The following is a 25,409-nucleotide window of genomic DNA, read 5'->3' on the forward strand; positions in this document are numbered from 1 at the left end:
GAACCGCAATCGCGGGACGCAGAAAGCCGGAAATTTGGACAACGAACGGCTTCGGGCCGAGGGAGAGATAGCATGAGCAAAACGTTCGCAATTCTGCTGGCGCGACTGATCTTCGGCGCCATTTTCGCGATGGCCATGAGTTTCAAGTTCATGGATATACAAGCCACCGCGAGCTATATCGCCGCGGCGGGCTTTCCTTTCCCGCTCTTCCTGGCGTGGATAGCGGCGTTCTTCGAACTTGCCCTGACGCTGGCATTCCTGACGGGAGCCTTCTTCTCGGAAGCCTCGGTTCTGGCCGGCATCTACGTGATATTCCTGGCCTTCGCCTTCCATGGCCCAAGCCATTGGAGCGCGAATCAGGCGGAGTTCGGTTTCTTCGTGGATCACTTCACCTTCCTCGCAGGCCTGCTCTACGCGGCGGTGCATGGACCGGGGGACGCGTTGGTCCTGAAGACGCGCTCGCCGCTGATGGCTCGATAGGTCAGCTATCCGGAGGGCGGAGGGTTTGCCAATTCATCGAGCAGGCGCTCGAACGCCGTCGGCTTCATCGTAGCCGGCGGGTTGTAGGGGTCTGAGAACGCGTAGATGAAGAAAAGAATGATGCCGGTGAACGCGCCGAGCACCGAAAGCAGCAGCAGGTTTCGCGCATCCGGCGGGTAGGGATAGTAGCCGAGCGCCATGAACACGAGCCCCGAAATCGCCGCGAACCAGAAGATGATGCTGATGGAATCGGTGCCGCTGTTTTCACGCTTGTCCCGCGCCTCCGCGATACGGTGCACATCACCAAGCATATGTTCGCGAATGCTTTGCTGGCGCACATTGGTCGGCGTCAGGTCGAGCACCCGCTGATAGACGCTGTCCCACTTGTTCCACGCCGTGGGCGATAGCTGCCCAGTGTCTCCAAGCATGCGCCACTCCTCGTCGACGACGATCTGCACATACTCGAAGAGCGCTTGCTGGATGGGCGCCTTCTCGTTGACGCCGTAGCGATCAGCGTCGAAATACACGTCTGCGATTGCGTTCGCTTCCGTGACGCTTTCGAACTTCAGTTGCTGGTACTCGATCATCTCCTGGGCGAAGACGAGCGCCAGGATCAGCGCATGCAGCGACGATATTCGCATGACGATGGCGCCGGCTAGCTCTCTGTCCTTGCCAGTCGGATCGCCGCCCATGATCAGACGCATCACAAAATAGAAGACCAGCGTTACGAGAACCGTACCGCCGATAAAGGCAACACCGAACAGGACGACTGCACTCATGCGCGCTCCCCCAAGGTCGGGCACGACTTTATGCGGCAGTGGACCATTGATCAACGACGGTTGCGCGGCTTCGCGCTCCGCCATTCGGCGGTGTGTTGACCCTACCGGAGGACCCCATCGAGCAGCGGCATTCCCATGATGGCGGAGGCTGCGATCAGCAGATAACAGATCGTTCGGAACGTGCTCTCCTTGGCGAGCCCGAACAGTTTCGAGCCGGCATAGAGACCGATGGTGTAACTCGGCAGGATAACGATCGTCAGGGCAAACACGGCCTCAACGAACAGCCCGCCAAAATAGTAGCTGACGACGCTGAAGCAGGTGGAGATCGCGAAATAGAGAATGACGTTTGCCCGCACCCGGGCAAAATCGGTCTTGCCGCCGAGCCAATAGGCAACGACCGGCGGTCCACCGAGCTGGGCAGCGCCGCTGAAGAGGCCGGCAACGAGACCTGTCGTGGAGGTCAGCGATACCAGTGGCTCGCCATGGTATCGCCACCCGGAAACCAGCAACGCAAGCAGGCAAATGGCGATCGCGGTGATCGCCCAGCGCAACGTCAGCGGATCCACCAGCGCCAGCGCTGCCGTCCCGGCAGGCACGCCAAGCACCGCGCCCGCTGCCATGGTGAAGACTTCACGCCGGTTTGCGCTGCGCCAAGCCGGGGGAATCATACCAAGCGTCGCCAGGCCATCGATGACGAGCAGGACGGGCGATATCAGCTTCGGACCTATGATTGCGCCGCCAAGCGGAACGAAGATCAGCGCCGCGCCGAATCCGGAGAAGCCGCGTGCCAGTCCCGCAATCAAGGCTATGGCGACGAGCGATGAAATGCCGCGGTCTGGTAGGGCGGCAACAAACCACGCGCTCGTGTTCGCCAGCAGCGTCTCAAGCGACATGATCGGTTCCGGGATTAGGAGGCGAGCATCAGGTCCATGTTCTGAACCGCGGCGCCCGAGGCACCCTTGCCAAGGTTGTCGAGCAGCGCAACGAGGTTGACCTGAGACGCACCCGGCGTGCCGAACACGAAGAGCTTCATCGTGTCCTTGCCGGCAAGCTCGACGGCATCGATACGGGGGAGCTTGCGGCTCTCGTCCAGCGGCACCACCGTCACGATGTCCTGGCCCGCATAGTGAGCGACAAGAGCAGCGTGGATGCTTTCGAGCGTCGTGCCCTCGGCAAGATCGTCGAGATGCAGCGGTACCTGAACGATCATGCCCTGCGGGAACTTGCCGACAGACGGCGAGAAGATCGGTGCGCGATCCAGCAGGCCGTGGATCTTCATCTCGGGCACGTGCTTGTGTGCCAGCGTCAACCCGTAGAGGAAGTGCGGCGCGGTGATCGCATCCTCCCGGCTCTGATCCTCGATCTGCGCGATCATCTGCTTGCCGCCGCCGGTGTAGCCGGAGACCGCATTGACCGTGACCGGATAGCCGTCGGGCAGAATGCCGGCAGCGCGCATCGGCCGGATGAGGCCGATCGCGCCGGTGGGGTAGCAGCCCGGATTGGCGACGAAACGCGCCGCCTTGATCGTCTCTGCCTGCTCCTTGTCCATCTCCGCGAAGCCATAGGCCCAGGAAGGATTGACACGGAACGCCGTGGAGGTGTCGATGACACGCACGTTGTTGTTGCCCGAGACCATCTGCACCGCTTCCTTCGAAGCGTCGTCGGGCAGGCAGAGGATCGCGATATCGGCGCTGTTCAGCATGTCCTCGCGCATCGCGGCGTTGCGACGCTCCGCTTCCGGGATCGACAGAAGCTCGACATCGCGGCGGCCGGCCATGCGCGTGCGGATCTGCAAGCCCGTCGTGCCATGTTCGCCATCGATGAAGATCTTCGGTGCCATTGTCTCGCTCACACTTTCAACAGGTTAGAAAGAAGTCCGGAATCATTTTGTAAGAGGGATGAGTCAGCCGTGTGACGCGCTTGCGCGGCGCTCGGCATGTAGGCCAAGCATATACATCGCGACCGTCGCCCCCGCAATGGCGGTGATGTCCGCATGATCGTAGGGCGGCGAGACCTCGACGACGTCGGCGCCGCGGATATCCAGCTGGTGCAGACGCTGCAGCACCGAGAGAATCTTGGCGCTCGAGGGACCACCTGCCACAGGCGTACCGGTGCCGGGCGCATAGGCGGGATCGAGGCAATCGATATCGAAGGTCAGGTAGGCCGGCGCGCCGCGGGTATGCGAGATGATCGTCGAGGCGATATCGCTCGGAGTCATCTCCTCAAGCTGATGGCCGTAGAGAATATGAATGCCGAAATCCTCGGGTGCGTGGGTGCGGATGCCGATCTGGATCGACCGATCGGGATCGATGATGCCGTCCCGCGCGGCCCGCGCCACGAACGAGCCATGATCGATCCGCCTGTTGTCGTCGAACCAGGTGTCCTGATGCGCATCGAACTGGACGAGTGCTAGCGGTCCGTGCTTGGCGGCATGCGCCTTGAGGATCGGCCAGGTGACAAAATGATCGCCGCCAAGGGTCAGCATGAATGCACCGCTGTCGACAATCGCCTTCGACTGCCGTTCGATTGCTGCGGGCGTCTCGTGGTGGTTGCCGTAGTCGAGCAAGCAGTCGCCATAGTCGATCACGGCCATCTCGGCAAAGAGATCGCGGTTGAATGGATATTGCGGGTCGTTGTCGAAGATCGCCGACGCACGCCGTATCGCTTGCGGTCCGAACCGCGTGCCCGGCCGATTGGATGTCGCGGCATCGAAAGGGATGCCCCAGACGACCGCATCCGCGCCGGCCAGTTCCTTGGTGAAGCGGCGACGCATGAACGACAGCGCCCCGGCGAAGGTGGGGTCGCTGGCGGCCGATGTGAGGCTCGTTGCCGTGAATGCGTGGTCGATCGACTTGTTGGCCAAGAGATGCTCCTCGAGGGTGTTGGTCGCTATGCCTACCAGAAACGAATCTCAAACCGAAAGGCCAAAACGGTTCTGGTCGCTCGGCCAAACTGGTTTTACCCCGGCAGCTTGTCGGCCAACACCTCGGGTGTCTTCAGTTGCGGCGCTTCGGCAAGCAGTTCAGCTGCTCGTGCCATCAGCGTCGCGGCCACCTTGCCGTTCAAATGCGCCTGCCGGCCTGCCTCATCGTCAAAGGTATCGAAGATGGCGAATGTGCTCTGGTCGTAGCGAATGGCAAACCACGTCACGGTACCGGGCTCCTGTTCGACAAGCGCCTGCGCGCTCTTCAAGAACGTCGCCACTTCTTCTTCCTTGCCGGATTTTGCTTTCAGTTCGACATAGATTGCTTGCTTGGTCATTCCTGCCTCCCTTGGGATGCGCGTGAAGCGCCTGGAATGCAGTAGAACTGGCAAGGGAACGGGCCGCTTCAAGCAGCCACCAAACAAAAAGGCCGGGCGAAGCGCCCGGCCTTTCGTAGTCGATATTCCGCAGCGATTAACGCTTGGAGAACTGGAACGAACGGCGGGCCTTGGCCTTACCGTACTTCTTACGTTCAACAACGCGGCTGTCGCGGGTCAGGAAGCCGCCCTTCTTCAGGACCGAGCGCAGGCCCGGCTCGAAGTAGGTGAGGGCCTTGGAAAGACCGTGACGAACGGCGCCGGCCTGGCCGGAAAGACCGCCGCCTGCAACCGTTGCAACGATGTCGAACTGGCCGTCACGGGCAGCAGCGACGATCGGCTGACGCAGAATCATCTGCAGAACCGGGCGTGCGAAGTATTCCGCGAATTCCTTGCCGTTGACGATGATCTTGCCGGAACCCGGCTTGACCCAAACGCGGGCAACAGCGTTCTTGCGCTTGCCGGTCGCGTAGGAACGGCCAAGCGAGTCGACCTTACGGACGTGAGCCGGAGCAGCAGCTGCTTCGGACGTGCCGAGATCCTTCAGGGAGGAGAGGTCAGCCATTCTTAGGCGCTCCTTACGTTCTTCTTGTTCAGCTTGGCGACGTCGAGAACGACAGGCTGCTGTGCTTCATGAGGATGATTGGAACCAGCGTAAACGCGGAGGTTCTTCATCTGACGACGGCCGAGCGGGCCGCGCGGAACCATGCGCTCAACAGCCTTCTCGAGAACGCGCTCCGGGAAGCGGCCTTCGATGAGCTGGCGAGCGGTACGCTCCTTGATGCCGCCGGCATAACCGGTGTGCCAGTAGTAAACCTTGTCGGAGTACTTCTTGCCGGTGAAAACGACCTTGTCGGCGTTGATGACGATAACGTTGTCGCCGTCGTCAACGTGAGGCGTGAAAGTTGCCTTGTGCTTGCCGCGCAGACGCATAGCGATGATGGAAGCGAGACGACCAACGACGAGCCCTTCGGCGTCGATGATGACCCACTTCTTCTCCACCTCTGCAGGCTTCTGGGAGAAGGTTGCCATAGTTGTTACTCTCTTTTGGATCCCTCGGCCCGAAGGCGAGAGGGCGTTTCTTGTTGCTTGGTTTGGCTGTCCGAAGACGCACCAAAAAGAAAGCAGCCCGGAAAGGCTGCATTTCTGGTGGTGTTTATAGAGGCAAAGCAGCCTGGGGTCAATATTTACGAATTGGCGTGCAGCAAAAATGTATCAGTAAAATCAATATGTTATATATGTGGTATTGTGTTACCTCATATTTCGCGCGGCGGAATGGAGTAAGTCGCCGTCGCATGAGCGATCAACTCGTCCGCACTTTCCTGGAAAATCGAGGCCTCGATGACGGCGAGCCGCTTGCCAAGCTTGAGAATCCGACAGGTGCAAGTCGTCGGTCTAGGCTTCGGCAGGCGCAGGAAATTGATGTTGAGATTGGCGGTAACCGCCAGCGCCACCGGCCCGATATGCGCCAATACTGCTGCATAGGCCGTCACATCCGCCAAGGTGAAAAGGGCTGGTCCGGAGACGGTGCCGCCGGGGCGCAAGTGCCTCTCGCTCGGGTCCAGCCGCATCGAGACGCTGCCGGGTGTGATCTCGGTGATCGCAAATACGCGCCCACCCGTGTGGATCTGCGGAAAGTCCGTATCCAGAAAACGGTGGAGCTCGTCGATCGTCATGACCGGCTGCATGAGTTTGCCTCGAAATTGCTTGTCGCCTGTGGCAGAACAATTAGCACGAAATAGCAATGCAGGGAGTTAGACCATGGCCGAAGTCGTATCCTTTCGGAAGGACCCGAGCAAAGCGGGCGAGGGCGCGCTCGTCATCCCGCAATTGAGCGATGGCATCCTGCGGCTGACGCTCAGCAATCCGCCTGCAAATGCGCTCTCGATCGCCGTCATGGAGACCCTGATCGGTGAGCTCCAGAGCGCCGCCGAGGACGCTGCCGTTCGCGTGGTCATCATCGCATCGACCGGCAATGTCTTCTCTGCCGGCCACGACCTCAAGGAATTGACCGCGCATCGGGCCGATGAGGACGGCGGCGAGGCATTCTTCGAAGAAACCTTTGCGCTGGCCGCTGATCTCATGCTCGAAATCACCCGCTTGCCAAAGCCTGTCATCGCCGAGATCGACGGCCTCGCAACGGCTGCCGGTTGCCAGCTTGTCGCCTCCTGCGATCTTGCGATCTGCACCGATACGGCAACCTTCTGTACGCCCGGCGTCAATATCGGCCTGTTCTGCTCGACCCCCATGGTGGCCGTGTCCCGCGCGGCGCATCGCAAGCAGGCGATGGAGATGTTGCTCACCGGTGAGACGATCGACGCCTCGACCGCGAAGGATTTCGGCCTGGTGAACCGCATCGTGCCGAAGCAATATCTGACGCAGGTCGTCACCAAATACGCGTCCGTCATTGCAAGCAAATCGCCGTTGACGCTGAAGATCGGCAAGGAGGCATTCTACCGCCAGCTCGAAATGCCCGTCGAGGAAGCCTACGGCTATGCTGCTCAGGTCATGGTCGACAATATGCTGACCGCCGATGCCGAGGAGGGGATTGGGGCCTTCCTGTCCAAGCGCATGCCGCAGTGGACCGGCGAATAGCTAGCCGAGTTTCAGGATCAGCCCGCCTGCGGCGATGATTGCGCCGGCGAGATAGCGCCAGGGACTGGCCTTTTCCTTCAAAACGATGACTGAGATCAGCAGGGCGAAGAGGATCGACGTCTCGCGCAGCGCCGCAACAGTTGCCACCGGGGCCTTGGTCATCGCCCAAAGGGCGAGGCCGTAGGACGCGATCGATCCGCCGCCACCGATCAGGCCGCGCCACCAGTTGTAGCGGACATGCATGGCGACTGCGACGGCGCCGCGCTTAGAGATCGCCCAGGTGAATAGCAATACCGGCGGCAGCAGCGACATCCATAGCGTATAGGAGACGGCATTGCCCGAGACGCGGGCGCCGACACCGTCGACATAGGTGTAGGTCGCAATCACGCAGGCATTGGCGAGGGCCAGCCTGATCGCGTGGCCGCTGCCTTTTCGCGCCTCGAAGGCCAGCGTCAGGATACCGGCGCAGATCGTCATCGTGCCGAGGAGCGAGCCGGTCGACAGTGTCTCGTTCAGGATGAAACCGCTGGTGCCCGCAATCAGCAGCGGAGCGCACCCGCGCATCAGCGGATAGACAAGGCCGATGTCGCCTGCGCGATATGCGCCTGCGACGAGCTGAAAATACGCGAACTGGAGAACAGCGGAAGCGCCGATGAATGGCCATGCGGCCGAGTTCGGCAATGGCAGGAACATCAGGAAGGGAAGAGCGCACACGGCACCGCCTGCCGAAATGAGGCTGGCATCGAGCGATTTGTCCGTGCCCGCCTTGATCATGGCGTTCCATGTCGCGTGCAACAGGGCACCAAATAGAACGAGCAAAATGACGTGGATTGGCAAAAAGACCACCGGGCGGTGTGAAAACAGCGATTGTGGAATTGTTGTTACGCCGCTCTTGGTAAAAATCAATCCCGTTCGATGACAGGACGGACCACACTGGCTCCCGGTCGCCCGTCAAGCAACCTGAGGATGCTGGCCCTCAAATCGATAAAAGAGGAACGTACACCAGAGGTATTTGCTCGATGGTCGCCTGTTCAACCATGAGGCGTTGCTAACATATGCAAGAACATATGTGAACATATACAGGATATACATAGAACGGTGACGGAGGCTACGGATTTGCCACCGCAGATTCTCACAAAACTGTGACAAAAGCCATCACGGAATCCATCGCTTAGCCGAAATTTTGTGACGCGCGCGCTTGAGCCCGCGAGGCTAAAGCGTCGCGATTTGGGACAGCAGAAACAAGCTTTTACAGCGAATAATCGGGAATGATAAACATCCCGTCTAAGTTGTCTATATTCTGGCAGTTCAGCACGCGACACCTCGGATTGTCCTTCGTAGGAATGGTCGTCCATTCAGCATATTGATTGGGGTCGCAATAGTTGCTGTTGCGAATGTAGCGGTCGAACAATGTCATGCCGCTCACTCGTTTCGACGGATACCGAAGGATCACGGCGCCCTCGTTATGGATCGCCGCGCGCGCTGCCTGGCAGCTCATGTTGAGCGCATTGTATCTCGAAATGGCCAGTGCCGGGGAGGCGGCCATGACGAAGGCGATCGCGACAACCAATTTTTTCATGGGAAAATCCTCCTGCTGCGTCCTAATTCCTATATACGCTGAAACGATCAGCCTGGTTTCAACCAACCCCGAAGTAAACGCGATTGTTATTGGAGGCGAAGTCCTTGAATCACGATAGGTATGAGGATGACTACATCCTCGGTATTCTGCGTTCCGTGAAGACGATTGCCCTGACGGGCGCGTCACCGAACCCCGCGCGACCGAGCAATGGCGTGATGGGCTATCTGCTGTCTCGGGGGTACAACGTTATCCCCGTGAATCCCGGTCAGGCAGGTAAGCAGATCCATGGCCAGACGGTCTACGCTCGGCTTGCCGATGTCCCGGTATTGGTCGATATGGTCGAGGTCTTCCGGGCTTCGGAATTTCTGTCGGGTGTTGTCGACGAGGCATTGGCAATGAGCCCGCGGCCGAAGGTGATATGGTCTCAGCTTGGTGTACGTGACGATGCGGCAGCGGCAAGAGCCGAGGCTGCCGGCATCAAGGTCGCCATGGATCGCTGCCCGGCAATTGAGTATCCCCGCCTCATCGGCTGAGTGGTTGGGATTTTCCAAATAACGTGCCTGGGTTGAAAAAGAACGCGATTAACTTTTCGCGGTTGTTCGCTATGCTCGCCGCCATTCGATCAAGCTGAATGGGAGGATTTCATGGCCAAGAGCGGTCCGGGTTTCAATACGTTGGCAGTTCATGCGGGGGCACAGCCCGACCCCACGACCGGCGCACGCGCGACACCGATCTACCAGACGACGGCTTTTGTCTTTAACGATTCGGATCACGCGGCGGCCCTCTTCGGTCTGCAGCAGTTCGGCAACATCTACACCCGGATCATGAACCCGACCCAGGCCGTGCTCGAAGAGCGCGTCGCGGCACTCGAAGGTGGCACCGCGGCGCTTGCCGTTGCGTCCGGCCATGCGGCCCAAGTGATTGTCTTTCACACGCTGATGCGCCCCGGCGAGAATTTCGTGGCCGCGAAGCGCCTGTACGGAGGCTCTATCAACCAGTTCGGTCATGCCTTCGATAATTACGGCTGGCAGGTTCGCTGGGCGGATCCCGCGGATCCCGCGAGCTTCGAAAGCCAGATCGATGGCAAGACGCGGGCAATCTTCATCGAGAGCCTCGCAAACCCCGGCGGTACCTTCGTCGACATCGCTGCGATCGCGGCAGTGGCGCACAAGCATGGCCTGCCTCTGATTGTCGACAACACCATGGCGAGCCCCTATCTCATCCGGCCGATCGAACACGGTGCCGATATCGTCGTGCATTCACTGACGAAGTTCCTGGGCGGTCACGGCAACTCCATGGGCGGCATGATCGTCGATGGCGGGACCTTCGATTGGTCGAAGTCCGGCAACTATCCGATGCTGTCTAGCCCGCGGCCGGAATATAACGGCGTGGTCCTGCATTCGACATTCGGCAATTTCGCATTTGCCATCGCCTGCCGCGTGCTTGGCCTGCGCGATCTCGGTCCGGCCATTTCTCCCTTCAATGCATTCCTGATCCTGACCGGCATCGAGACGTTGCCGCTGCGCATGCAGCGCCACAGCGATAACGCGATAGCCGTCGCAAGGTGGTTGAAGGCGCACAGCAAGGTCGCCTGGGTGAATTATGCCGGCCTCGAGGACGACCCGAACCACACGCTGCAGCAGCGCTATTCGCCGAAGGGCGCCGGCTCCGTCTTCACCTTTGGTGTCAAGGGCGGCTACGAGGCCGGCAAGACGCTGGTCGAGGGGTTGGAACTGTTCTCGCATCTCGCCAACATTGGCGACACACGCTCGCTCGTGATCCATCCGGCATCGACCACGCACCGGCAATTGACGGACGAGCAAAGGATCGCCGCCGGCGCCGGGCCCGACGTCGTTCGCCTTTCGGTTGGCATCGAGGACGTGAAGGATATCATCGCCGATCTCGAGCAATCGCTGGCGAAGATTTGAGGCAATGGCAAACTACCTGACTTTTGACATCAACGGCGTCGAACCGGAGTTCGGCGCCCCGGATGCCGACCGCATACTGGCCGGCGACCCGCAGTTCAAAACCTGGAACTTGGAGGAGGCCGATGGCGGCCTCTATTCCGGCATATGGGAGGCGACGCCCGGCAAGTGGCGGATCGCCTATGACGAGTGGGAATATTTCAACGTGCTTTCGGGCCACTCTGTTGTCACGGAGGACGGTGGTGACGCTGTGCATCTTCGCGCAGGCGATCGGATGATCCTCAGGCCCGGCTTTAGGGGAACCTGGGAAGTGGTTGAAACGACTCGCAAGGATTATGTCGTCCGCCTTTGACTGCGTGGCGGAAGGCGAAGGTCTGGTCACCGATCGGCACGGCGGTCACAGGGGCTAGCTTCTGTCGGAAGAGGCGAAATCGCTGCGGACGATGCCGTGGCGCTGGAGCTTGTCGTAGAATGTCTTCCTGGGAATGCCGAGGTCCGCGATCGTGCGGCGGACGTCGCCGTCATTGGCGTTCAGAGCTTCGCGAATGATGTGGGCCTCGTAGCGTTCGAGCCGGTCCGGAAGCGACAAGGCTCCATCCGTCTCCGGTTCTGCTGCCGGAGCACGATCCGAGACCTGCCCGACGCCGAGCACGAACCGTTCGGCAAAATGTGACAGTTCGCGCACGTTGCCCGGCCAGTCGTATTCCCGCAGGTGGCGATGGATCGACGAGGGGATCGTGGGCACGTCTCGCTTGAAGCGGCTCGCGGCGCGCTCGGCGAAGTAGCCGAAAAGCAGCGGAACGTCATCCCTTCGCTCCTTGAGTGGCGGGATCGAGATCGTCACGACATTGAGCCGATAATAAAGATCCTCACGAAAGTCGCCACGCTGGCGGGGATCACTGAGATCGATCTTGGAGGCGGCGACAACACGCAGGTCGACCGGTCGGACCTCGTTGGTGCCAAGCGGCGTAACCTCGCGCATCTCGAGCACACGCAGCATCTGCACCTGGGTTGCCGGCGGCATGCTCTCGATCTCGTCGAGAAAAAGCGTTCCGCCGCTCGCATGCTCGATGCGACCGATGCGCTTTTTCTGCGCGCCGGTGAAGGCGCCGGGCTCATGACCGAACAGCTCGCTTTCAACCACGCTTTCCGGCAGCGCACCGCAGTTGAGTGCGACGAAATTGCCGGATGCGCGTCGACTCCAGCGGTGGAGCAGGCTTGCCACGACCTCCTTGCCGCTGCCGGTTTCTCCCATCAGGAGAACGTCGACATCGGTGTCGGCAATCTGTCGCAGGGTGTGGCGCAGCCGCTCCATCGCCGGCGTCTGGCCGATCAGCGGAAGGTCGTCGCGTGCCTCTTCGGTCGCCTTGCGCAGAGACCTGTTTTCCATCACGAGACGACGCTTTTCGGCGGCGCGCCGCACGCTCTGGATGAGCCGGTCTGTCGCGAACGGCTTGGTGATGAAATCATAGACTCCGTCCTGCATGGCTTTCACCGCCATCGGAATATCGCCATGTCCTGTAACCAGGATGACCGGCAGATCCTCGTCCCGTTGTCGCACGCGACCGAAGAGCTGCAGGCCATCGATCCCAGGCATCCGGATATCGGAAACTACGACGCCTGCGAATTCCGGGCTCAATGCCGCCAGTGCTTCCCCCGCGTCGGAAAAAGCCGAAACGGAAAAGCCGGCGAGCTCAAGCGTCTGCTTCGTTGCCCGCAGCAGGTCCTTGTCGTCATCGATGAGAAAAATCGGCGTTACATCGGTCATGCCATGGCCTTCCGCAGGTGCACCGTAAAGCAGGTTCCGTTCGCATCGCTCGTCACGTCGATGCGGCCGCCATAGTCGGCCACGATGTCCTTGGAAATGACGAGGCCGAGACCCAAACCTCTTTCCTTGGACGTATTGAACGGCGTGAAGAGCGACTTCAGGATGTCAGGCGAAATCCCCGGGCCGTTGTCGGCGACCTTGATTGCAACTTCGTCGCCCGTCTCTGTCACCGAGACGTCGACCTTCGCGTCGGCTCGCCCGTCAAGGGCCTCCAAAGCATTCTGGAACAGGTTGATCAGGATCTGTTCAAGCCGGATCCGGTTGCCGAGTACGCATAGCCTCGCTGGAGGCGGCCGAATATCGAGTGCTTCCAGTTGTCCGGCAAAGCGGCTTTTCAGCAGAACAACCGCTCCATCAATAACACTCAGCAATTCCACGGGCTCCGGCGCCACGCGGCCCTTGCGCGCAAATGCCTTCAACTCGTCGGTAATCGCTCCGATCCGTTCGGTGAGGCCGGCAATCGCCTCCAGGTTTTCGTCCACCTGATTCGTCTGCCGGCGTTCCAGAAAGACGCGGGCGTTGTCTGCATAGGCGCGTATGGTCGCGACCGGCTGGTTGATCTCGTGGGCCACGCCCGCCGCCACCTGGCCGAGGATCGCGAGCCGGTTCGCCTGCACCAGTTCCTGCTGCACGACCTGCAGCCTTGCTTCGGTTTCCCTGTGATCGGAGATTTCGGCCTGCAGACGGTCGCGCGCCCTGCTGAGATCGTCGGTTCGCTCGACGACCCTTCGCTCCAGCTCCTCGCGCATGGCTTGTTCTTCCGCGATCTTGGTCGCGGCCGCCTGGCGCCTCCATAGGAGAAACGCTGCGATGGCGAGAATGGGCAGAAGGACGGCAAGCGACAGTAGGCGCATTTCTCGAACGGACGCGGCGACCGGGGCATCGGTCGGTACCAGATACTCGAGATGCCATGGGGTGGTGGGAACTGGCGTTGCTAGGCGCAAATATTCGCCTTCGCCACTGCCGGGAAGAACGGCGGAAACAAGCGAGGCCTCGGCATCGATTGGCCGGGGCCGCATGATAGGCAATTTCGCCAACGGCGCATCGCCGAACTGTTGGCTGTTGCGGATGGCGGCAAGCTCAGCCTCAGGCACCGGACCGTTGATCATAAAACGCCAGGAGGGGATACTGGTGATCAGAACAACGCCGCGATTGTCGGTGACATAAACAGGACGATGCGTATCGCGCCAATCGCTCTCAAGCTGGTCGAACTCGAGCTTGACGACCACGACGCCAAGGGGCGCCGCCGCACTGCCGACGCGGCGCGAAATGTAGAGGCCAGGGCGCTTGCTGACACTGCCTAGGGCAAAATGCTCGGCGGTTCCTTCATCCATCGCCTTTCGGAAGTAATCGCGGAAGGCGTAGTCGTTGCCGACGAAGCTGATGGGCTCCCGCCAGTTGCTCGAGGAGACAGCGATACCGTTGGGACCAATGACGTAGAGCACCGCGGCCTGCGTTCCCGTGACAAGTCGCTCCAGCTTCCGGTTCAAGATGTCGATTGCATCGCTGCTTTTGGACGAGAGGCCATCGAGAACCTGCTGGTCCTCGGCAAGAAGCAGGGGCAGGGCGCGTGGCCTCTCCAGAACGGCGTTGAGCAGCGCCACCTTCAGGCTCGCATCGGTCCGGCTCTGGCTCACAATCGTATCGATGGCGGCGCGACGCCCATAGACGGTCGCGCCGAACAGCGTGGCAAGGATCAGCGCTGCCGAAACCGAAGCAAAGAGGATCCACGTTCGCCGTACCCGCCGGCTGGCACGGTGGAAGGAACCGAAATCCGATCTCGAAGAGGATTGAAGCATTGTTCACTCTGTGCGTAATTCCGCACTCACGTCAAATCAATTTGTGCGAAAATGCGCTCATCTCTTTTGCTTTACGGCGCGGACGAACAATAGACTGTTGCGAAATCAATATCTTAATAGCGGTGTCGCAACTTGGCACGCATGTTGCAAAACCTCCGCAAACAGCCGCGTGGCTGTTGAATTGGTAACGCAATCGCCCCGGGAGGCCACCGTTGGTTTTGGGGCACATGGAGGACATCATGGGTGCAGCACTTCCAGTCGCGCAGCCGCGCGGCAAGGTTCCCTTCTATCGGCTTCTCTACGTGCAGGTTCTTGCCGCCATCTGTGCTGGCATCCTGCTCGGTCATTTCTATCCCGATATCGGCACGGCTCTGAAGCCGCTCGGCGACGCTTTCATCAAGCTCGTCAAAATGATCATCGCCCCCGTCATCTTCTTGACCGTTGCAACCGGCATCGCCGGCATGTCGGACCTGCAGAAGGTTGGACGCGTTGCCGGCAAGGCGATGCTGTACTTCCTCGTCTTTTCGACGCTGGCATTGGCTGTCGGCCTGCTGGTGGCCAACGTGATACAGCCGGGCGCCGGCATGCATATCGATCCGGCGACGCTGGATACCAAGGCCGTCGCAAGCTACGCGGAAAAGGCTCATGACTCGACCGTCACGGGCTTCCTGATGAACATTATCCCGAACACGATCGTTGGTGCTTTTGCCGACGGCGACATTCTTCAGGTGCTGTTCTTCTCCGTCCTGTTCGGTATCGCGCTTGCCATGGTCGGCGATCGCGGTCGGCCGGTCGCTGACTTCCTGCAGTCACTGACGGTGCCGGTCTTCAAGCTGGTGGCGGTCCTGATGAAGGCAGCTCCGATCGGCGCTTTCGGCGCCATGGCGTTCACCATCGGCAAATACGGCATCGGCTCCATTGCAAACCTGGCAATGCTGATCGGTACCTTCTATCTGACATCGCTGCTCTTCGTTCTGGTCGTTCTCGGTGCGGTTGCCCGCTACAACGGGTTTTCGATCCTTGCGCTGATCCGTTACATCAAGGAGGAGCTGCTGCTGGTGCTCGGTACGTCTTCTTCGGAAGCCGCGCTTCCGGGCCTCATGGCCAAGATGGAACAGGCAGGCTGCAAGCGCTCTGTCGTCGGTCTCGTCATTCCGACCGGCTATTCCTTCAACCTCGACGGCACGAACATCTATATGACGCTCGCAGCCCTCTTCATCGCTCAGGCGACGGATACCCCGCTGACGCTGGCAGACCAGATCCTGCTTCTGCTGGTCGCGATGCTGAGCTCCAAGGGCGCTGCCGGCATCACCGGTGCCGGCTTCATTACGCTTGCCGCAACGCTCTCGGTAGTGCCCTCGGTTCCAGTGGCAGGTATGGCGCTAATCCTCGGTATCGACCGCTTCATGTCGGAATGCCGCGCGCTGACCAACTTTGTCGGCAACGCGGTCGCGACGGTCGTCGTCGCCCGCTGGGAAAATGAACTTGATCAGACGAGGTTTGCTGCGGCCATGGCCGGCAGGTTGCCTCCGGAACCGGTCGACGGTGTGCCGGCTCTGCAGGCCGCGGAATAACGCCTAACCGTAAGGTGTTGGAAGCATGACAGAGAGGTCCGCGTTCTCCGGAACGCGGACCCTTTCCATTGGTGCCTACCAGGCGAGATCCAGCCGATCCAATCCGTGGAAGTGATAGACGTCCTTCACAACAGGTGTACGGGCAAGCCTGAGCCCAGGTAGTCTCTCGAAGAGAATTGGCAGGACGACGTTCAGTTCGAGCCGAGCCAACGGCGCCCCGATGCAGAAGTGGATACCCGCGCCAAAGGACACGTTGGCGGCCTCATTGCGGTCAGGCTTGAACGTCAGCGGATCACTGAATCTTGTCGGGTCGAGATTGGCTGCCGCCAGAATGAGGCTCACCTTGTCGCCGCGCTTGAACGAAATGCCGTCGATCTCGACGGGCTCCAGCGCCCAGCGCTGGAAGATGTGGACCGGTGCGCAAATACGCAGGGACTCTTCGACGGTTCGCTCGGTGGTGGCTTCGTCCTTAAAAAGGTCGGCCGGATCGCGTCCGCTGTCCAGAATGATGCGCACCGAGTTGCCGATCTGGTGCACCGTCGCCTCGTGACCGGCATTGAGCAATACGATCGTCGTCGAAACGAGCTCGTCCTCTGTGAGATACTGGCCCTTGTGTTCGGTGTGGATCATGTGCGTCAGAAGGTCGTCCCGCGGGTTGGCGCGACGCTCGGCAATGACCGTCTTTACATAGTCCGAGAACGCCTTCGCGGCCCGTTCGGCGCCATCCTCGTCCTCGCGGGTTCGGCCGAAGAGATACATGCGGATGTAGGCATGCGACCACTCCAGGAGTTGCGGTCCCATTTCCTCCGGAATGCCGATCATGCGGGCAATCATCGTCACCGGAATGATGTCGGCAAACGCCGAAAGCAGCTCGACTTCGTTGTTTTTCCCGAAGCCGTCGATGAGCTTGTTGGCAAGCTCGGCGATTTCCGACTTCATCTTCTCAACGTGACGAGACACGAAGGCGCGGTTGACGAGCGTTCGCAGACGCGTGTGCTCAGGCGGCTCCAGTTCAAGCAGCGAGTATCGTTCCGCGAGATCGAAATTCGCCACGTGCTGTTCCGGTTCGGGAAGGCCGAGTTCTTCACGGCTTGCGATGTGCTGGATCTGGCGGCCGAAGCGGCGATCGCGCAGCAGGCCGTTCACATGGTCATAGCCTGTGAAGAACCACTGCTTCTGCTGCTCCCAATAGAATGTGGGGCAATGCGCGTGCAGAGCCGCGTAGACGCTGTTCGGATCGCTGTAAAAGGCAGGATTGCTTGCGTCCAGCGAGACGTGGCGTGTGGCGGGATCGATGGAAAGAAATGGTGGGATCATCATGCTTCGAGGCTTAGCGGATTTGCCAAGCCTCGAAAAGATAGGGTCAGCCTCTCGACAGCGATCCAACGCGGCGGAGCGCGTGGATTTGGTCGTCGAGTGTTGGAACCAGTTCGCCACTTGTTTGATCCGGCTGCGGAGGCAGTGGTGCCGCGGCTTCGGCTTCACCGAAGATGACGGTGCAGTTGCGGCCGGCTGCCTTTGCGGCATAGAGCGCCCGATCGGCTGCCGATACGAGCTTGTCCATGTTTGCCTCGATGGCTGAGGCAAGGGCAACGCCGGTGCTGAATGTTGCCGGGACGATCGCGTCGCCGGTGCTCACGGGCACACGGCAAAACTCCGCCCGGATCGTCTCTGCCAGCGCTTCAGCTTCTGTCTGGTCGGCGACGGTCGTGAAGGCTGCAAACTCCTCGCCCCCCATGCGGCCGAAAGCTCCATCCGGCACGAATTGATTGGCCAATCGGGCAAACACTGTCAGCACGACGTCGCCGGCCTGATGGCCGAACCGGTCGTTGACGCGCTTGAAGTGGTCGAGGTCGAAAAGCAACACGGCGACCTGACGGTTACTGTTGAATGCACGTTCCCGGATGGCATCGAAGCGTCCGAAGAGGCCGCGTCGGTTCAAGACGCCAGTCAGAGAATCGGTGAGGCTGAGCATGCGAAGATGCTTCTCCGAGCGCTCCATGATGACGAGGCAGGTGAGAGCGCACGCCAGGATGAGCAGGAAGCCCGTTGCCATCGCGGCGCTGCCCGCGAAGTTGACAGCTTCCGCATCAGTGGGGCCGAGGATTGCCATTGCCAGCGCAGTACCGAAGCACAGGACGCCCTGGACCACGAAGATGGCGCCGAGTTTGCCTCTCGAGCCCTCGTTGCGCTTGCCTGCCATGCAGACTGCCATCGCGAGTGCCGTCGCGCCGGTGGCTGAGGCTAGATTGTAGAGAATGACGCGATTGGTGTAGTCGTCGTTGACCCACGGCAGGAAGACGCCGCCCAGCCAGACGAGCGGTGGCAGCAATGCCCACCATTCGAGCTTGCGACGATCAAGCGCGAGGTACCCGGCAACCCACGCGCTCTGCCCAGATAGTGCGATCGTGTTGGCGATCTCGATGGAAAGGATGGCGGGTATCTGCCCGCGCAGGGCCGCCATTGCGAAACCCACGCCGCTAAGGAGAAAGCCCGTTCCCCAATAGAAATAGGCCTTGTTTCGGACATTGTGGCGCCAGGCCATGAACGCTACCAGCGCGAGCGTCATGGCTTCGGAGCACCAAATGGCTAATCCAGTCGTAACATTGAACACGGCAGTACCCCTTGTATTGCGCGTATCCTTTCGGAAAAAACTGGCAACTTCATTAATTGTGCTTGCGCGCCACTGCATTTTTGTGCGGAGTTGTCTTTAGGCTTTCCTTTCTGTGAATGAAGGGCAGTTGCGGGCGGATTCAGAATTCGTTTATCCTGATGCCGACAAAAGCTGTGCGACAGCGCGATCGTAGCCCGTTCCTCGAATCTATTTCGTCGGAATCAGCGTACATCGGGCGAAAAGTTGTTCGCCTTGCTCCGGTCCCTCTTCACGTTATCCATCGGCGCGTCTTGAAGAGGAGGGCAGGGAAGCTCTATGTAGGGATAGGCATTTTCTTTGATTCCCGGCCATAGCCGGCAGACGTTGACAAAGGACGCACATGAGAAACCCAGTCGATACCGCTATGGCCCTCGTGCCGATGGTCGTGGAACAGACCAATCGCGGTGAACGCTCCTACGACATCTATTCGCGCCTGCTCAAGGAACGCATCATCTTCCTGACCGGGCCTGTCGAGGATCACATGGCGACGCTCGTCTGCGCCCAGCTCCTCTTCCTCGAGGCCGAAAACCCGAAGAAGGAAATTGCGCTCTACATCAATTCTCCAGGCGGCGTTGTGACTGCCGGCATGGCGATCTACGACACGATGCAGTTCATCAAGCCAGCCGTCTCGACGCTCTGCATCGGCCAGGCTGCGTCCATGGGCTCGCTGCTGCTTGCTGCCGGCCACAAGGACATGCGCTTTGCCACCCCGAATTCCCGCATTATGGTGCATCAGCCATCAGGCGGCTTCCAGGGTCAGGCATCTGACATCGAGCGTCACGCCCGCGATATTCTCAAGATGAAGCGCCGCCTGAACGAAGTTTACGTCAAGCATACAGGCCGCACCTACGAGGAAGTTGAAAAGACCCTTGACCGCGACCACTTCATGGATGCGGACGAGGCTCAGACCTGGGGTGTCATCGACAAGGTCCTGACATCTCGCGTCGAGATGGAAGGTGATGCCGCCTAGTGAGAAGTAGGAATGGTGTTGTATCCGCCACAGTTCTATCTCATTTGTGATCGAACAAGGGAAGAAACCCGGTGGCGGGTGCGGCAATCTCAAGTATTAATGCTATGTTGAATTTTTATGACATAGCATCGGCAGTCGAAGGGGAGTTCGTTGCCGCCGGCGCCAGGACAGCTTAGTTTGGACCGGTTCGTACCCCTTAAACGGCCTTGGCCGGCTGGGGCTCCAAGCGTGGAGCAGGCCAATGAGTGGACCGTTATTTCACCTTGAAATGCGGCGTGCTGGAAGGAAAGTGATATGAGCAAGGTCAGCGGCAGCAACGGCGGCGACTCCAAAAACACCCTCTATTGTTCGTTCTGCGGAAAGAGCCAGCACGAAGTCCGGAAGCTTATAGCCGGACCGACCGTTTTCATCTGCGATGAATGCGTCGAATTGTGCATGGACATCATCCGCGAGGAAAACAAATCCTCGATGGTCAAGTCCCGTGACGGCGTTCCCACGCCTCAGGACATCATCAAGGTCCTCGATGAATATGTCATCGGCCAGCGCCAGGCGAAGAAGATCCTGTCGGTTGCCGTTCACAACCACTACAAGCGCCTCGCACACGCCTCCAAGAACGGCGAAGTCGAGTTGGCGAAGTCGAACATCATGCTGGTCGGACCGACCGGTTGCGGCAAGACCTATCTTGCCCAGACGCTCGCCCGCATCATCGACGTTCCGTTCACGATGGCCGATGCGACGACGCTGACGGAAGCCGGTTATGTCGGTGAAGACGTCGAAAACATCATCCTGAAGCTGCTGCAGGCTGCCGACTACAATGTCGAGCGCGCCCAGCGCGGCATCGTCTACATCGACGAAGTCGACAAGATCTCCCGCAAGTCCGACAACCCGTCGATCACCCGCGACGTATCGGGCGAGGGCGTGCAGCAGGCGCTTCTGAAGATCATGGAAGGCACGGTTGCCTCGGTGCCCCCGCAGGGCGGCCGCAAGCATCCGCAGCAGGAATTCCTGCAGGTCGACACCACGAACATCCTGTTCATCTGCGGTGGCGCATTCGCCGGTCTCGACAAGATCATCTCGGCTCGCGGCGAGAAGACCTCGATCGGCTTCGGTGCAACGGTTAAGGCCCCGGACGACCGTCGTGTCGGCGAAGTCCTGCGCGAACTGGAGCCGGAAGATCTGGTCAAGTTCGGCCTCATCCCGGAATTCATCGGCCGTCTGCCTGTCCTGGCGACGCTCGAGGATCTCGATGAGGATGCACTGATCCAGATCCTGTCGGAGCCGAAGAACGCACTGATCAAGCAGTACCAGCGCCTGTTCGAGATGGAAGACGTGGAACTCACCTTCCACGAGGACGCTCTCCGCGAGATCGCCCGCAAGGCGATCATTCGCAAGACCGGTGCCCGCGGCCTTCGTTCGATTATGGAAAAGATCCTCCTCGACACGATGTTCGAACTGCCGGCGCTGGAAGGCGTACGCGAAGTCGTCATCTCCGAGGAAGTGGCACGCGGCTCCGCCCGTCCGCTTTACATCTACGCCGATCGTCAAGATGAGAAGGCCAACGCTTCCGCGTGACCTTAGAGATATCTTTACGATACGAACTGTGAATTTGAGGGGCTTGCCGTTGGCGGGCCCCTTTCTATTTCAAAATCAGTGCACGACCCTGATAAATCTTGCTAAAGAGGTCTGAAACCACTTCTGTTGCCGTTGCGGATTCCCCCGCCCTTGGCAATTATGGAATGATTCCGTTGGTGTGTTTCGGTCTTGTGTTTTAGCCGCTTCGGAAGTGGTAGCCGCTGACTTGGCACGGCGCTCCAGAATGAAGGTATTCCGTTGTAGCATAGCTGTCATGTCCAGGGGGACACCGGCCATGGCGCAGCTTGAAAAGCATAATCAGAACCTCCACTTGTTGTCTCAAGTGGAGTGCGGCCCGGTTCTAGTGGCCGCGCCAGAAGAGCCCGGCAACGGGACGATGGAAAGGAAATAAAATGACGAAGAAAACGTCAGTTGCGAGCACAGCATATCCGGTTTTGCCCCTGCGCGACATCGTCGTCTTCCCGCATATGATCGTGCCCTTGTTTGTCGGCCGAGAGAAATCGATCCGTGCGCTCGAGGAGGTCATGGGATCGGACAAGCAGATCATGCTCGTCACGCAGATCAATGCGAGCGATGACGATCCGGAACCGTCTGCCATTCACAATGTCGGTACAGTCGCCAACGTATTGCAGCTGCTGAAGCTGCCTGATGGCACCGTCAAGGTTCTGGTCGAAGGTCGCGCCCGCGCCGAGATCGAAGCTTACACGGATCGTGAGGACTTTTACGAAGCCCTTGGTCACGTTCTCGAAGAACCGCATGACGATCCGGTCGAGCTTGAAGCGCTCAGCCGCTCGGTCGTTTCCGAGTTCGAGAGCTACGTAAAGCTCAACAAGAAGATCTCGCCCGAGGTCGTTGGCGCTGCCAGCCAGATCGACGACTATTCGAAGCTCGCCGATACGGTTGCCTCGCACCTGTCGATCAAGATCACCGAGAAGCAGGAGATGCTGGAAACCACCAGTGTCAAGGCACGCCTCGAAAAGGCGCTCGGCTTCATGGAAGGCGAGATCTCGGTCCTTCAGGTCGAAAAGCGCATCCGCTCGCGCGTCAAGCGCCAGATGGAGAAGACCCAGCGCGAGTACTACCTGAACGAACAGATGAAGGCGATCCAGAAGGAGCTTGGCGACGGCGAGGAAGGCCGCGACGAGATGGCCGAACTGGAAGAGCGCATCGCCAAGACCAAGCTTTCGAAGGAAGCCAAGGAAAAGGCTGACGCCGAGCTGAAGAAGCTGCGGCAGATGAGCCCGATGTCGGCTGAGGCGACTGTTGTCCGCAACTATCTCGACTGGCTGCTCGGAATTCCGTGGGGCAAGAAGTCGAAGATCAAGTCGGATCTCAACAACGCCGAGAAGATCCTCGAAGCCGATCACTTCGGTCTCGATAAGGTCAAGGAGCGTATCGTCGAGTATCTGGCTGTCCAGGCCCGCGCGACCAAGATCAAGGGTCCGATCCTGTGCCTCGTTGGTCCTCCGGGCGTGGGCAAGACCTCGCTCGCGCAGTCGATCGCCAAGGCGACCGGCCGTGAGTATGTCCGCATGGCTCTCGGTGGCGTTCGTGACGAAGCTGAAATTCGCGGTCACCGCCGCACCTACATCGGTTCGATGCCCGGCAAGGTCATCCAGTCGATGAAGAAGGCGAAGAAGTCCAACCCGCTCTTCCTGCTCGATGAAATCGACAAGATGGGCCAGGATTTCCGTGGCGATCCGTCGTCGGCTCTGCTCGAGGTGCTGGATCCGGCTCAGAACTCGACCTTCATGGATCACTACCTGGAAGTCGAATACGACCTGTCGGACGTGATGTTCATCACGACGGCGAATACGCTGAACATTCCGGCACCTTTGATGGACCGCATGGAAGTCATCCGTATCGCCGGTTACACCGAAGACGAAAAGCGCGAAATCGCCAAGCGGCACCTGCTGCCGAAGGCCATCAAGGAACATGCGCTGCAGCCGAATGAATTCTCGGTCAGCGACGATGCCCTGATGGCGATCAGCCAGCAGTACACCCGCGAAGCTGGTGTTCGTAACTTCGAACGCGAATTGATGAAGCTCGCCCGCAAGGCGGTCACCGAGATCATCAAGGGCAAGACGAAGTCCGTTCATGTGACGGCCGAAAACATCGACGACTACCTGGGCGTTCCGCGCTTCCGCCACGGCGAAGCAGAGCGCGAAGATCAGGTCGGCGTGGTAACGGGCCTGGCCTGGACGGAAGTCGGCGGCGAACTGCTGACGATCGAAGGCGTCATGATGCCGGGCAAGGGTCGCATGACCGTGACCGGCAACCTGAAGGAAGTCATGAAGGAATCGATTTCCGCAGCGGCATCCTATGTCCGCTCGCGCGCCGTCGATTTCGGCATCGAGCCTCCGCGCTTCGACAAGAGCGACATCCACGTGCACGTACCGGAAGGTGCGACGCCGAAGGATGGTCCGTCGGCCGGTGTTGCCATGGCAACCGCGATCGTCTCAATCATGACCGGCATCCCGGTCGACAAGAACGTGGCGATGACGGGTGAAATCACCCTTCGCGGTCGTGTTCTGCCGATCGGCGGCCTCAAGGAAAAGCTGCTCGCAGCGCTTCGCGGTGGCATCAAGAAGGTGCTGATTCCGGAAGAAAACGCCAAGGATCTGGCGGAGATTCCGGATAACGTGAAGAACAACATGGAGATCATCCCGGTGTCCCGCATGGGCGAGGTGATTAAGCATGCGCTGGTCCGCAGACCGGAAGCAATCGAGTGGGATGGCACGGTGGAAACGCCCGTCATCGCGACGGTCGAAGGGCTCGACGAAACGGGTGCAACCATAGCTCACTGAGCTTTGTTTGCCACATTCGTGCCCAATTGCTTAAAAACCCTGAAAAGGCTGGCGTTTTCGCCAGCCTTTTTTTGTGAAATTGGCACACGGGTGCTTGCATTTCCTTGATTTGCAGGCTCTTTGGGGTGCGGCGGGCCTGATGAACTCTATTCTGCGCCTGGCTTATAGATTTGAGTCGTTTCGAACCATTTAGAAAGGGGTGGAAACATGAACAAGAATGAACTCGTGTCCGCAGTTGCCGAAAAGGCAGGACTCTCGAAGACCGACGCTGCTTCCGCGGTTGATGCTGTTTTCGAAGTCGTCCAGGCTGAACTGAAGGGCAAGGGCGACGTTCGCCTCGCTGGTTTTGGTAGCTTCACCGTCTCCCATCGCGCAGCCACGAAGGGCCGCAACCCGTCCACCGGCGCAGAAGTCGATATTCCGGCTCGCAACGTGCCGAAGTTCACGCCCGGCAAGGGCCTGAAGGACGCCGTCAACGGCTGATATGAATTTACTTGGCGGCCGGGCAACGAGACCGGCGGCACAAGTTTCGAAGGGTTCGGCCACGGCCGAACCCTTTTTGCTTTTCGCGGCCTTGTCGGCACGCGCGGCATGTCATACGAAATGACCGTTCTCAGGGCGGGGTGAAAGTACCTACCGGCGGTAAAGGCCTTGGCCCCAGCCCGCGAGCGCCTTTTGGTCGTGTGCCGAGAGGGTCAGCAGATCCGGTGCAATTCCGGAGCCGACGGTTACAGTCCGGATGAAAGAGAATGAGCGGAGCGGGCGAGGGTGGATTCTGCCCTCGCTGCATATCGCGCTCATGCGTCCTGATTTGTGTTGGTTTCGGAAAGAAAGACATGAATCAGACTTCCCCTACGTTTTCCGCTTCGCGAGCAATGGTCGGTGCTGCCTGGATGATTGCCGCGGGCATCGCCTTCTCTATCCTCAATATCGTCACGCAATGGCTGACGATGAAGCTCGCTTTCCTCTCGGCCTCGGCAGCCTTCTGGCAATATGCCTTTGCCCTGGTGTTCTCGCTGCCCTTTCTCTGGCGCGCCGGTCTTGGGGCAATGAGAACGCGTTATCACTGGCGTCATGTTGTACGAGTCGCCTTGGCTGCCTTTGGGGGTAACGACCTGGGTCGCGGGGCTTGCGCAAGTACCCATCTGGCAGGCGATTGCGCTGGTAATGACGTCTCCGTTCTTCATCATCATGGGCGCACGCATCTACCTTGGTGAGTATATCGGCCCTGCGCGATGGGCCGCGACCGCAACCGTGCGGCGGGCCTCCTGACCGTGATGGCGCAGTATTTTCCTGACGTTAGCCTATTCGGCAGCCGATGCCGCTTACATTCAGCCATTCGACGATCTCAAGCTGCCGCTCAACGTGTTCGCCGGCTGGCTGGTCTTCGGCTATGCGCCGACCGGCTATCTGTGGTTGGGCGCGGTGCTGATCCTTGGGGCATCGCTCTTCATCATGCGGAACGAAATGAAGAAGGAGCGGGAGACCCGCTAGCGCGTTCAAAATATGACATCGGTGTCATCCCGG

24 protein-coding genes, 1 pseudogene and 1 riboswitch are annotated in these 25,409 nt (G+C 59.6%); of the genes and pseudogenes, 11 read left to right on the forward strand and 14 right to left on the reverse strand.

From position 1 onward, the window contains the following. The first annotated feature begins 72 nt into the window (after positions 1–72). A complete protein-coding gene (locus tag IB244_RS16485) occupies positions 73–480 on the forward strand; it encodes a DoxX family protein (protein WP_018857089.1) in 408 nt (135 codons plus the stop codon). Positions 481–485: 5 nt separating this feature from the next. Here IB244_RS16485 and IB244_RS16490 read toward each other — a convergent pair whose 3' ends face one another. From IB244_RS16490 to IB244_RS16525, 8 genes are all read right to left on the reverse strand, one after another. Further along, positions 486–1,259: a DUF4239 domain-containing protein gene (locus IB244_RS16490; RefSeq protein ID WP_018857088.1), complete on the reverse strand. Its 774-nt coding sequence runs from the start codon at positions 1,257–1,259 to the stop codon at positions 486–488. A 101-nt stretch (positions 1,260–1,360) separates the two neighbouring features. Next, positions 1,361–2,152 carry a sulfite exporter TauE/SafE family protein gene (locus tag IB244_RS16495; protein WP_192304829.1) on the reverse strand — a complete coding sequence of 264 codons (792 nt, stop codon included), beginning with the start codon at positions 2,150–2,152 and terminating at the stop codon, positions 1,361–1,363. 14 nt (positions 2,153–2,166) lie between these two features. Beyond that, positions 2,167–3,099 carry an N-acetyl-gamma-glutamyl-phosphate reductase gene (gene argC / locus IB244_RS16500; RefSeq protein ID WP_113470083.1) on the reverse strand — a complete coding sequence of 311 codons (933 nt, stop codon included), beginning with the start codon at positions 3,097–3,099 and terminating at the stop codon, positions 2,167–2,169. Between the two features lie 63 nt (positions 3,100–3,162). Next, entirely contained in the window at positions 3,163–4,122 is a 960-nt protein-coding gene (gene speB / locus IB244_RS16505; protein ID WP_192304831.1) for an agmatinase, read from the reverse strand. A 95-nt stretch (positions 4,123–4,217) separates the two neighbouring features. Further along, the gene (locus IB244_RS16510; protein ID WP_018857084.1) at positions 4,218–4,520 is read right to left on the reverse strand and encodes a putative quinol monooxygenase; all 303 of its coding nucleotides are present in this window, start codon (positions 4,518–4,520) and stop codon (positions 4,218–4,220) included. Between the two features lie 136 nt (positions 4,521–4,656). Beyond that, entirely contained in the window at positions 4,657–5,124 is a 468-nt protein-coding gene (gene rpsI, locus IB244_RS16515) for a 30S ribosomal protein S9 (protein ID WP_018857083.1), read from the reverse strand. Between the two features lie 2 nt (positions 5,125–5,126). Further along, positions 5,127–5,591 carry a 50S ribosomal protein L13 gene (gene rplM / locus IB244_RS16520; RefSeq protein WP_018857082.1) on the reverse strand — a complete coding sequence of 155 codons (465 nt, stop codon included), beginning with the start codon at positions 5,589–5,591 and terminating at the stop codon, positions 5,127–5,129. Positions 5,592–5,815: 224 nt separating this feature from the next. After that, the gene (locus IB244_RS16525; protein ID WP_018857081.1) at positions 5,816–6,247 is read right to left on the reverse strand and encodes a PaaI family thioesterase; all 432 of its coding nucleotides are present in this window, start codon (positions 6,245–6,247) and stop codon (positions 5,816–5,818) included. Between the two features lie 73 nt (positions 6,248–6,320). On the opposite strand from IB244_RS16525, the gene IB244_RS16530 reads away from it, so the two are divergent. Then, complete coding sequence (locus IB244_RS16530; protein ID WP_018857080.1) at positions 6,321–7,154, forward strand: enoyl-CoA hydratase; 834 nt, start codon at positions 6,321–6,323, stop codon at positions 7,152–7,154. Here IB244_RS16530 and IB244_RS16535 read toward each other — a convergent pair whose 3' ends face one another. After that, on the reverse strand, positions 7,155–7,991 hold the full coding sequence (locus IB244_RS16535; protein ID WP_192304833.1) for an EamA family transporter: 837 nt from the start codon (positions 7,989–7,991) through the stop codon (positions 7,155–7,157). A 412-nt stretch (positions 7,992–8,403) separates the two neighbouring features. Then, positions 8,404–8,733, reverse strand: a complete 330-nt coding sequence (locus tag IB244_RS16540; RefSeq protein WP_113470085.1) for a hypothetical protein — start codon at positions 8,731–8,733, stop codon at positions 8,404–8,406. A 104-nt stretch (positions 8,734–8,837) separates the two neighbouring features. On the opposite strand from IB244_RS16540, the gene IB244_RS16545 reads away from it, so the two are divergent. From IB244_RS16545 to IB244_RS16555, 3 genes are all read left to right on the forward strand, one after another. Further along, on the forward strand, positions 8,838–9,266 hold the full coding sequence (locus IB244_RS16545; RefSeq protein ID WP_113470086.1) for a CoA-binding protein: 429 nt from the start codon (positions 8,838–8,840) through the stop codon (positions 9,264–9,266). 111 nt (positions 9,267–9,377) lie between these two features. Beyond that, the gene (locus IB244_RS16550) at positions 9,378–10,661 is read left to right on the forward strand and encodes an O-acetylhomoserine aminocarboxypropyltransferase (RefSeq protein WP_192304835.1); all 1,284 of its coding nucleotides are present in this window, start codon (positions 9,378–9,380) and stop codon (positions 10,659–10,661) included. Positions 10,662–10,665: 4 nt separating this feature from the next. Then, positions 10,666–11,010 carry a cupin domain-containing protein gene (locus IB244_RS16555; RefSeq protein WP_113470087.1) on the forward strand — a complete coding sequence of 115 codons (345 nt, stop codon included), beginning with the start codon at positions 10,666–10,668 and terminating at the stop codon, positions 11,008–11,010. A 54-nt stretch (positions 11,011–11,064) separates the two neighbouring features. Here the strand turns inward: IB244_RS16555 and IB244_RS16560 are convergent, their stop codons facing one another. Both IB244_RS16560 and IB244_RS16565 read right to left on the reverse strand, forming a co-directional pair. Continuing rightward, positions 11,065–12,426, reverse strand: a complete 1,362-nt coding sequence (locus IB244_RS16560) for a sigma-54-dependent transcriptional regulator (protein ID WP_113470088.1) — start codon at positions 12,424–12,426, stop codon at positions 11,065–11,067. Next, complete coding sequence (locus IB244_RS16565; protein WP_018857073.1) at positions 12,423–14,285, reverse strand: sensor histidine kinase; 1,863 nt, start codon at positions 14,283–14,285, stop codon at positions 12,423–12,425. Before IB244_RS16565 ends, IB244_RS16560 begins: the two co-directional genes overlap by 4 nt. A 239-nt stretch (positions 14,286–14,524) precedes the next feature. Between IB244_RS16565 and IB244_RS16570 the strand changes: the two genes are divergently transcribed. Beyond that, positions 14,525–15,859, forward strand: a complete 1,335-nt coding sequence (locus IB244_RS16570) for a dicarboxylate/amino acid:cation symporter (RefSeq protein ID WP_026371773.1) — start codon at positions 14,525–14,527, stop codon at positions 15,857–15,859. Between the two features lie 75 nt (positions 15,860–15,934). Here the strand turns inward: IB244_RS16570 and IB244_RS16575 are convergent, their stop codons facing one another. Together IB244_RS16575 and IB244_RS16580 are read right to left on the reverse strand one after the other, a co-directional pair. Further along, positions 15,935–17,179 (reverse strand): cytochrome P450, encoded by a 1,245-nt coding sequence (locus tag IB244_RS16575; protein WP_018857071.1) that lies wholly within the window; start codon positions 17,177–17,179, stop codon positions 15,935–15,937. A 43-nt stretch (positions 17,180–17,222) separates the two neighbouring features. Then, positions 17,223–18,428: a GGDEF domain-containing protein gene (locus tag IB244_RS16580; protein ID WP_113470091.1), complete on the reverse strand. Its 1,206-nt coding sequence runs from the start codon at positions 18,426–18,428 to the stop codon at positions 17,223–17,225. 424 nt (positions 18,429–18,852) lie between these two features. On the opposite strand from IB244_RS16580, the gene clpP reads away from it, so the two are divergent. The 5 genes and pseudogenes from clpP to IB244_RS16605 all read left to right on the forward strand — a co-directional run bounded on the left by clpP (position 18,853) and on the right by IB244_RS16605 (position 25,376). Further along, positions 18,853–19,482 (forward strand): ATP-dependent Clp endopeptidase proteolytic subunit ClpP, encoded by a 630-nt coding sequence (clpP, locus tag IB244_RS16585; RefSeq protein WP_007792131.1) that lies wholly within the window; start codon positions 18,853–18,855, stop codon positions 19,480–19,482. A gap of 294 nt (positions 19,483–19,776) precedes the next feature. Next, the gene (gene clpX, locus IB244_RS16590; RefSeq protein ID WP_018857068.1) at positions 19,777–21,054 is read left to right on the forward strand and encodes an ATP-dependent Clp protease ATP-binding subunit ClpX; all 1,278 of its coding nucleotides are present in this window, start codon (positions 19,777–19,779) and stop codon (positions 21,052–21,054) included. A gap of 413 nt (positions 21,055–21,467) precedes the next feature. Then, on the forward strand, positions 21,468–23,882 hold the full coding sequence (lon, locus tag IB244_RS16595) for an endopeptidase La (protein WP_192304837.1): 2,415 nt from the start codon (positions 21,468–21,470) through the stop codon (positions 23,880–23,882). 207 nt (positions 23,883–24,089) lie between these two features. Then, a complete protein-coding gene (gene hupB, locus IB244_RS16600; protein WP_007531759.1) occupies positions 24,090–24,365 on the forward strand; it encodes a DNA-binding protein HupB in 276 nt (91 codons plus the stop codon). A gap of 122 nt (positions 24,366–24,487) precedes the next feature. Beyond that, positions 24,488–24,637: riboswitch (FMN riboswitch) on the forward strand. A gap of 81 nt (positions 24,638–24,718) precedes the next feature. Next, positions 24,719–25,376: pseudogene (locus IB244_RS16605) on the forward strand (EamA family transporter). The last annotated feature ends 33 nt before the right edge of the window (positions 25,377–25,409 follow it).

The sequence above is a fragment of the Rhizobium sp. RHZ02 genome, from assembly GCF_014851575.1.
In the GTDB taxonomy this organism is placed as follows: Bacteria; Pseudomonadota; Alphaproteobacteria; order Rhizobiales; family Rhizobiaceae; genus Rhizobium; species Rhizobium altiplani.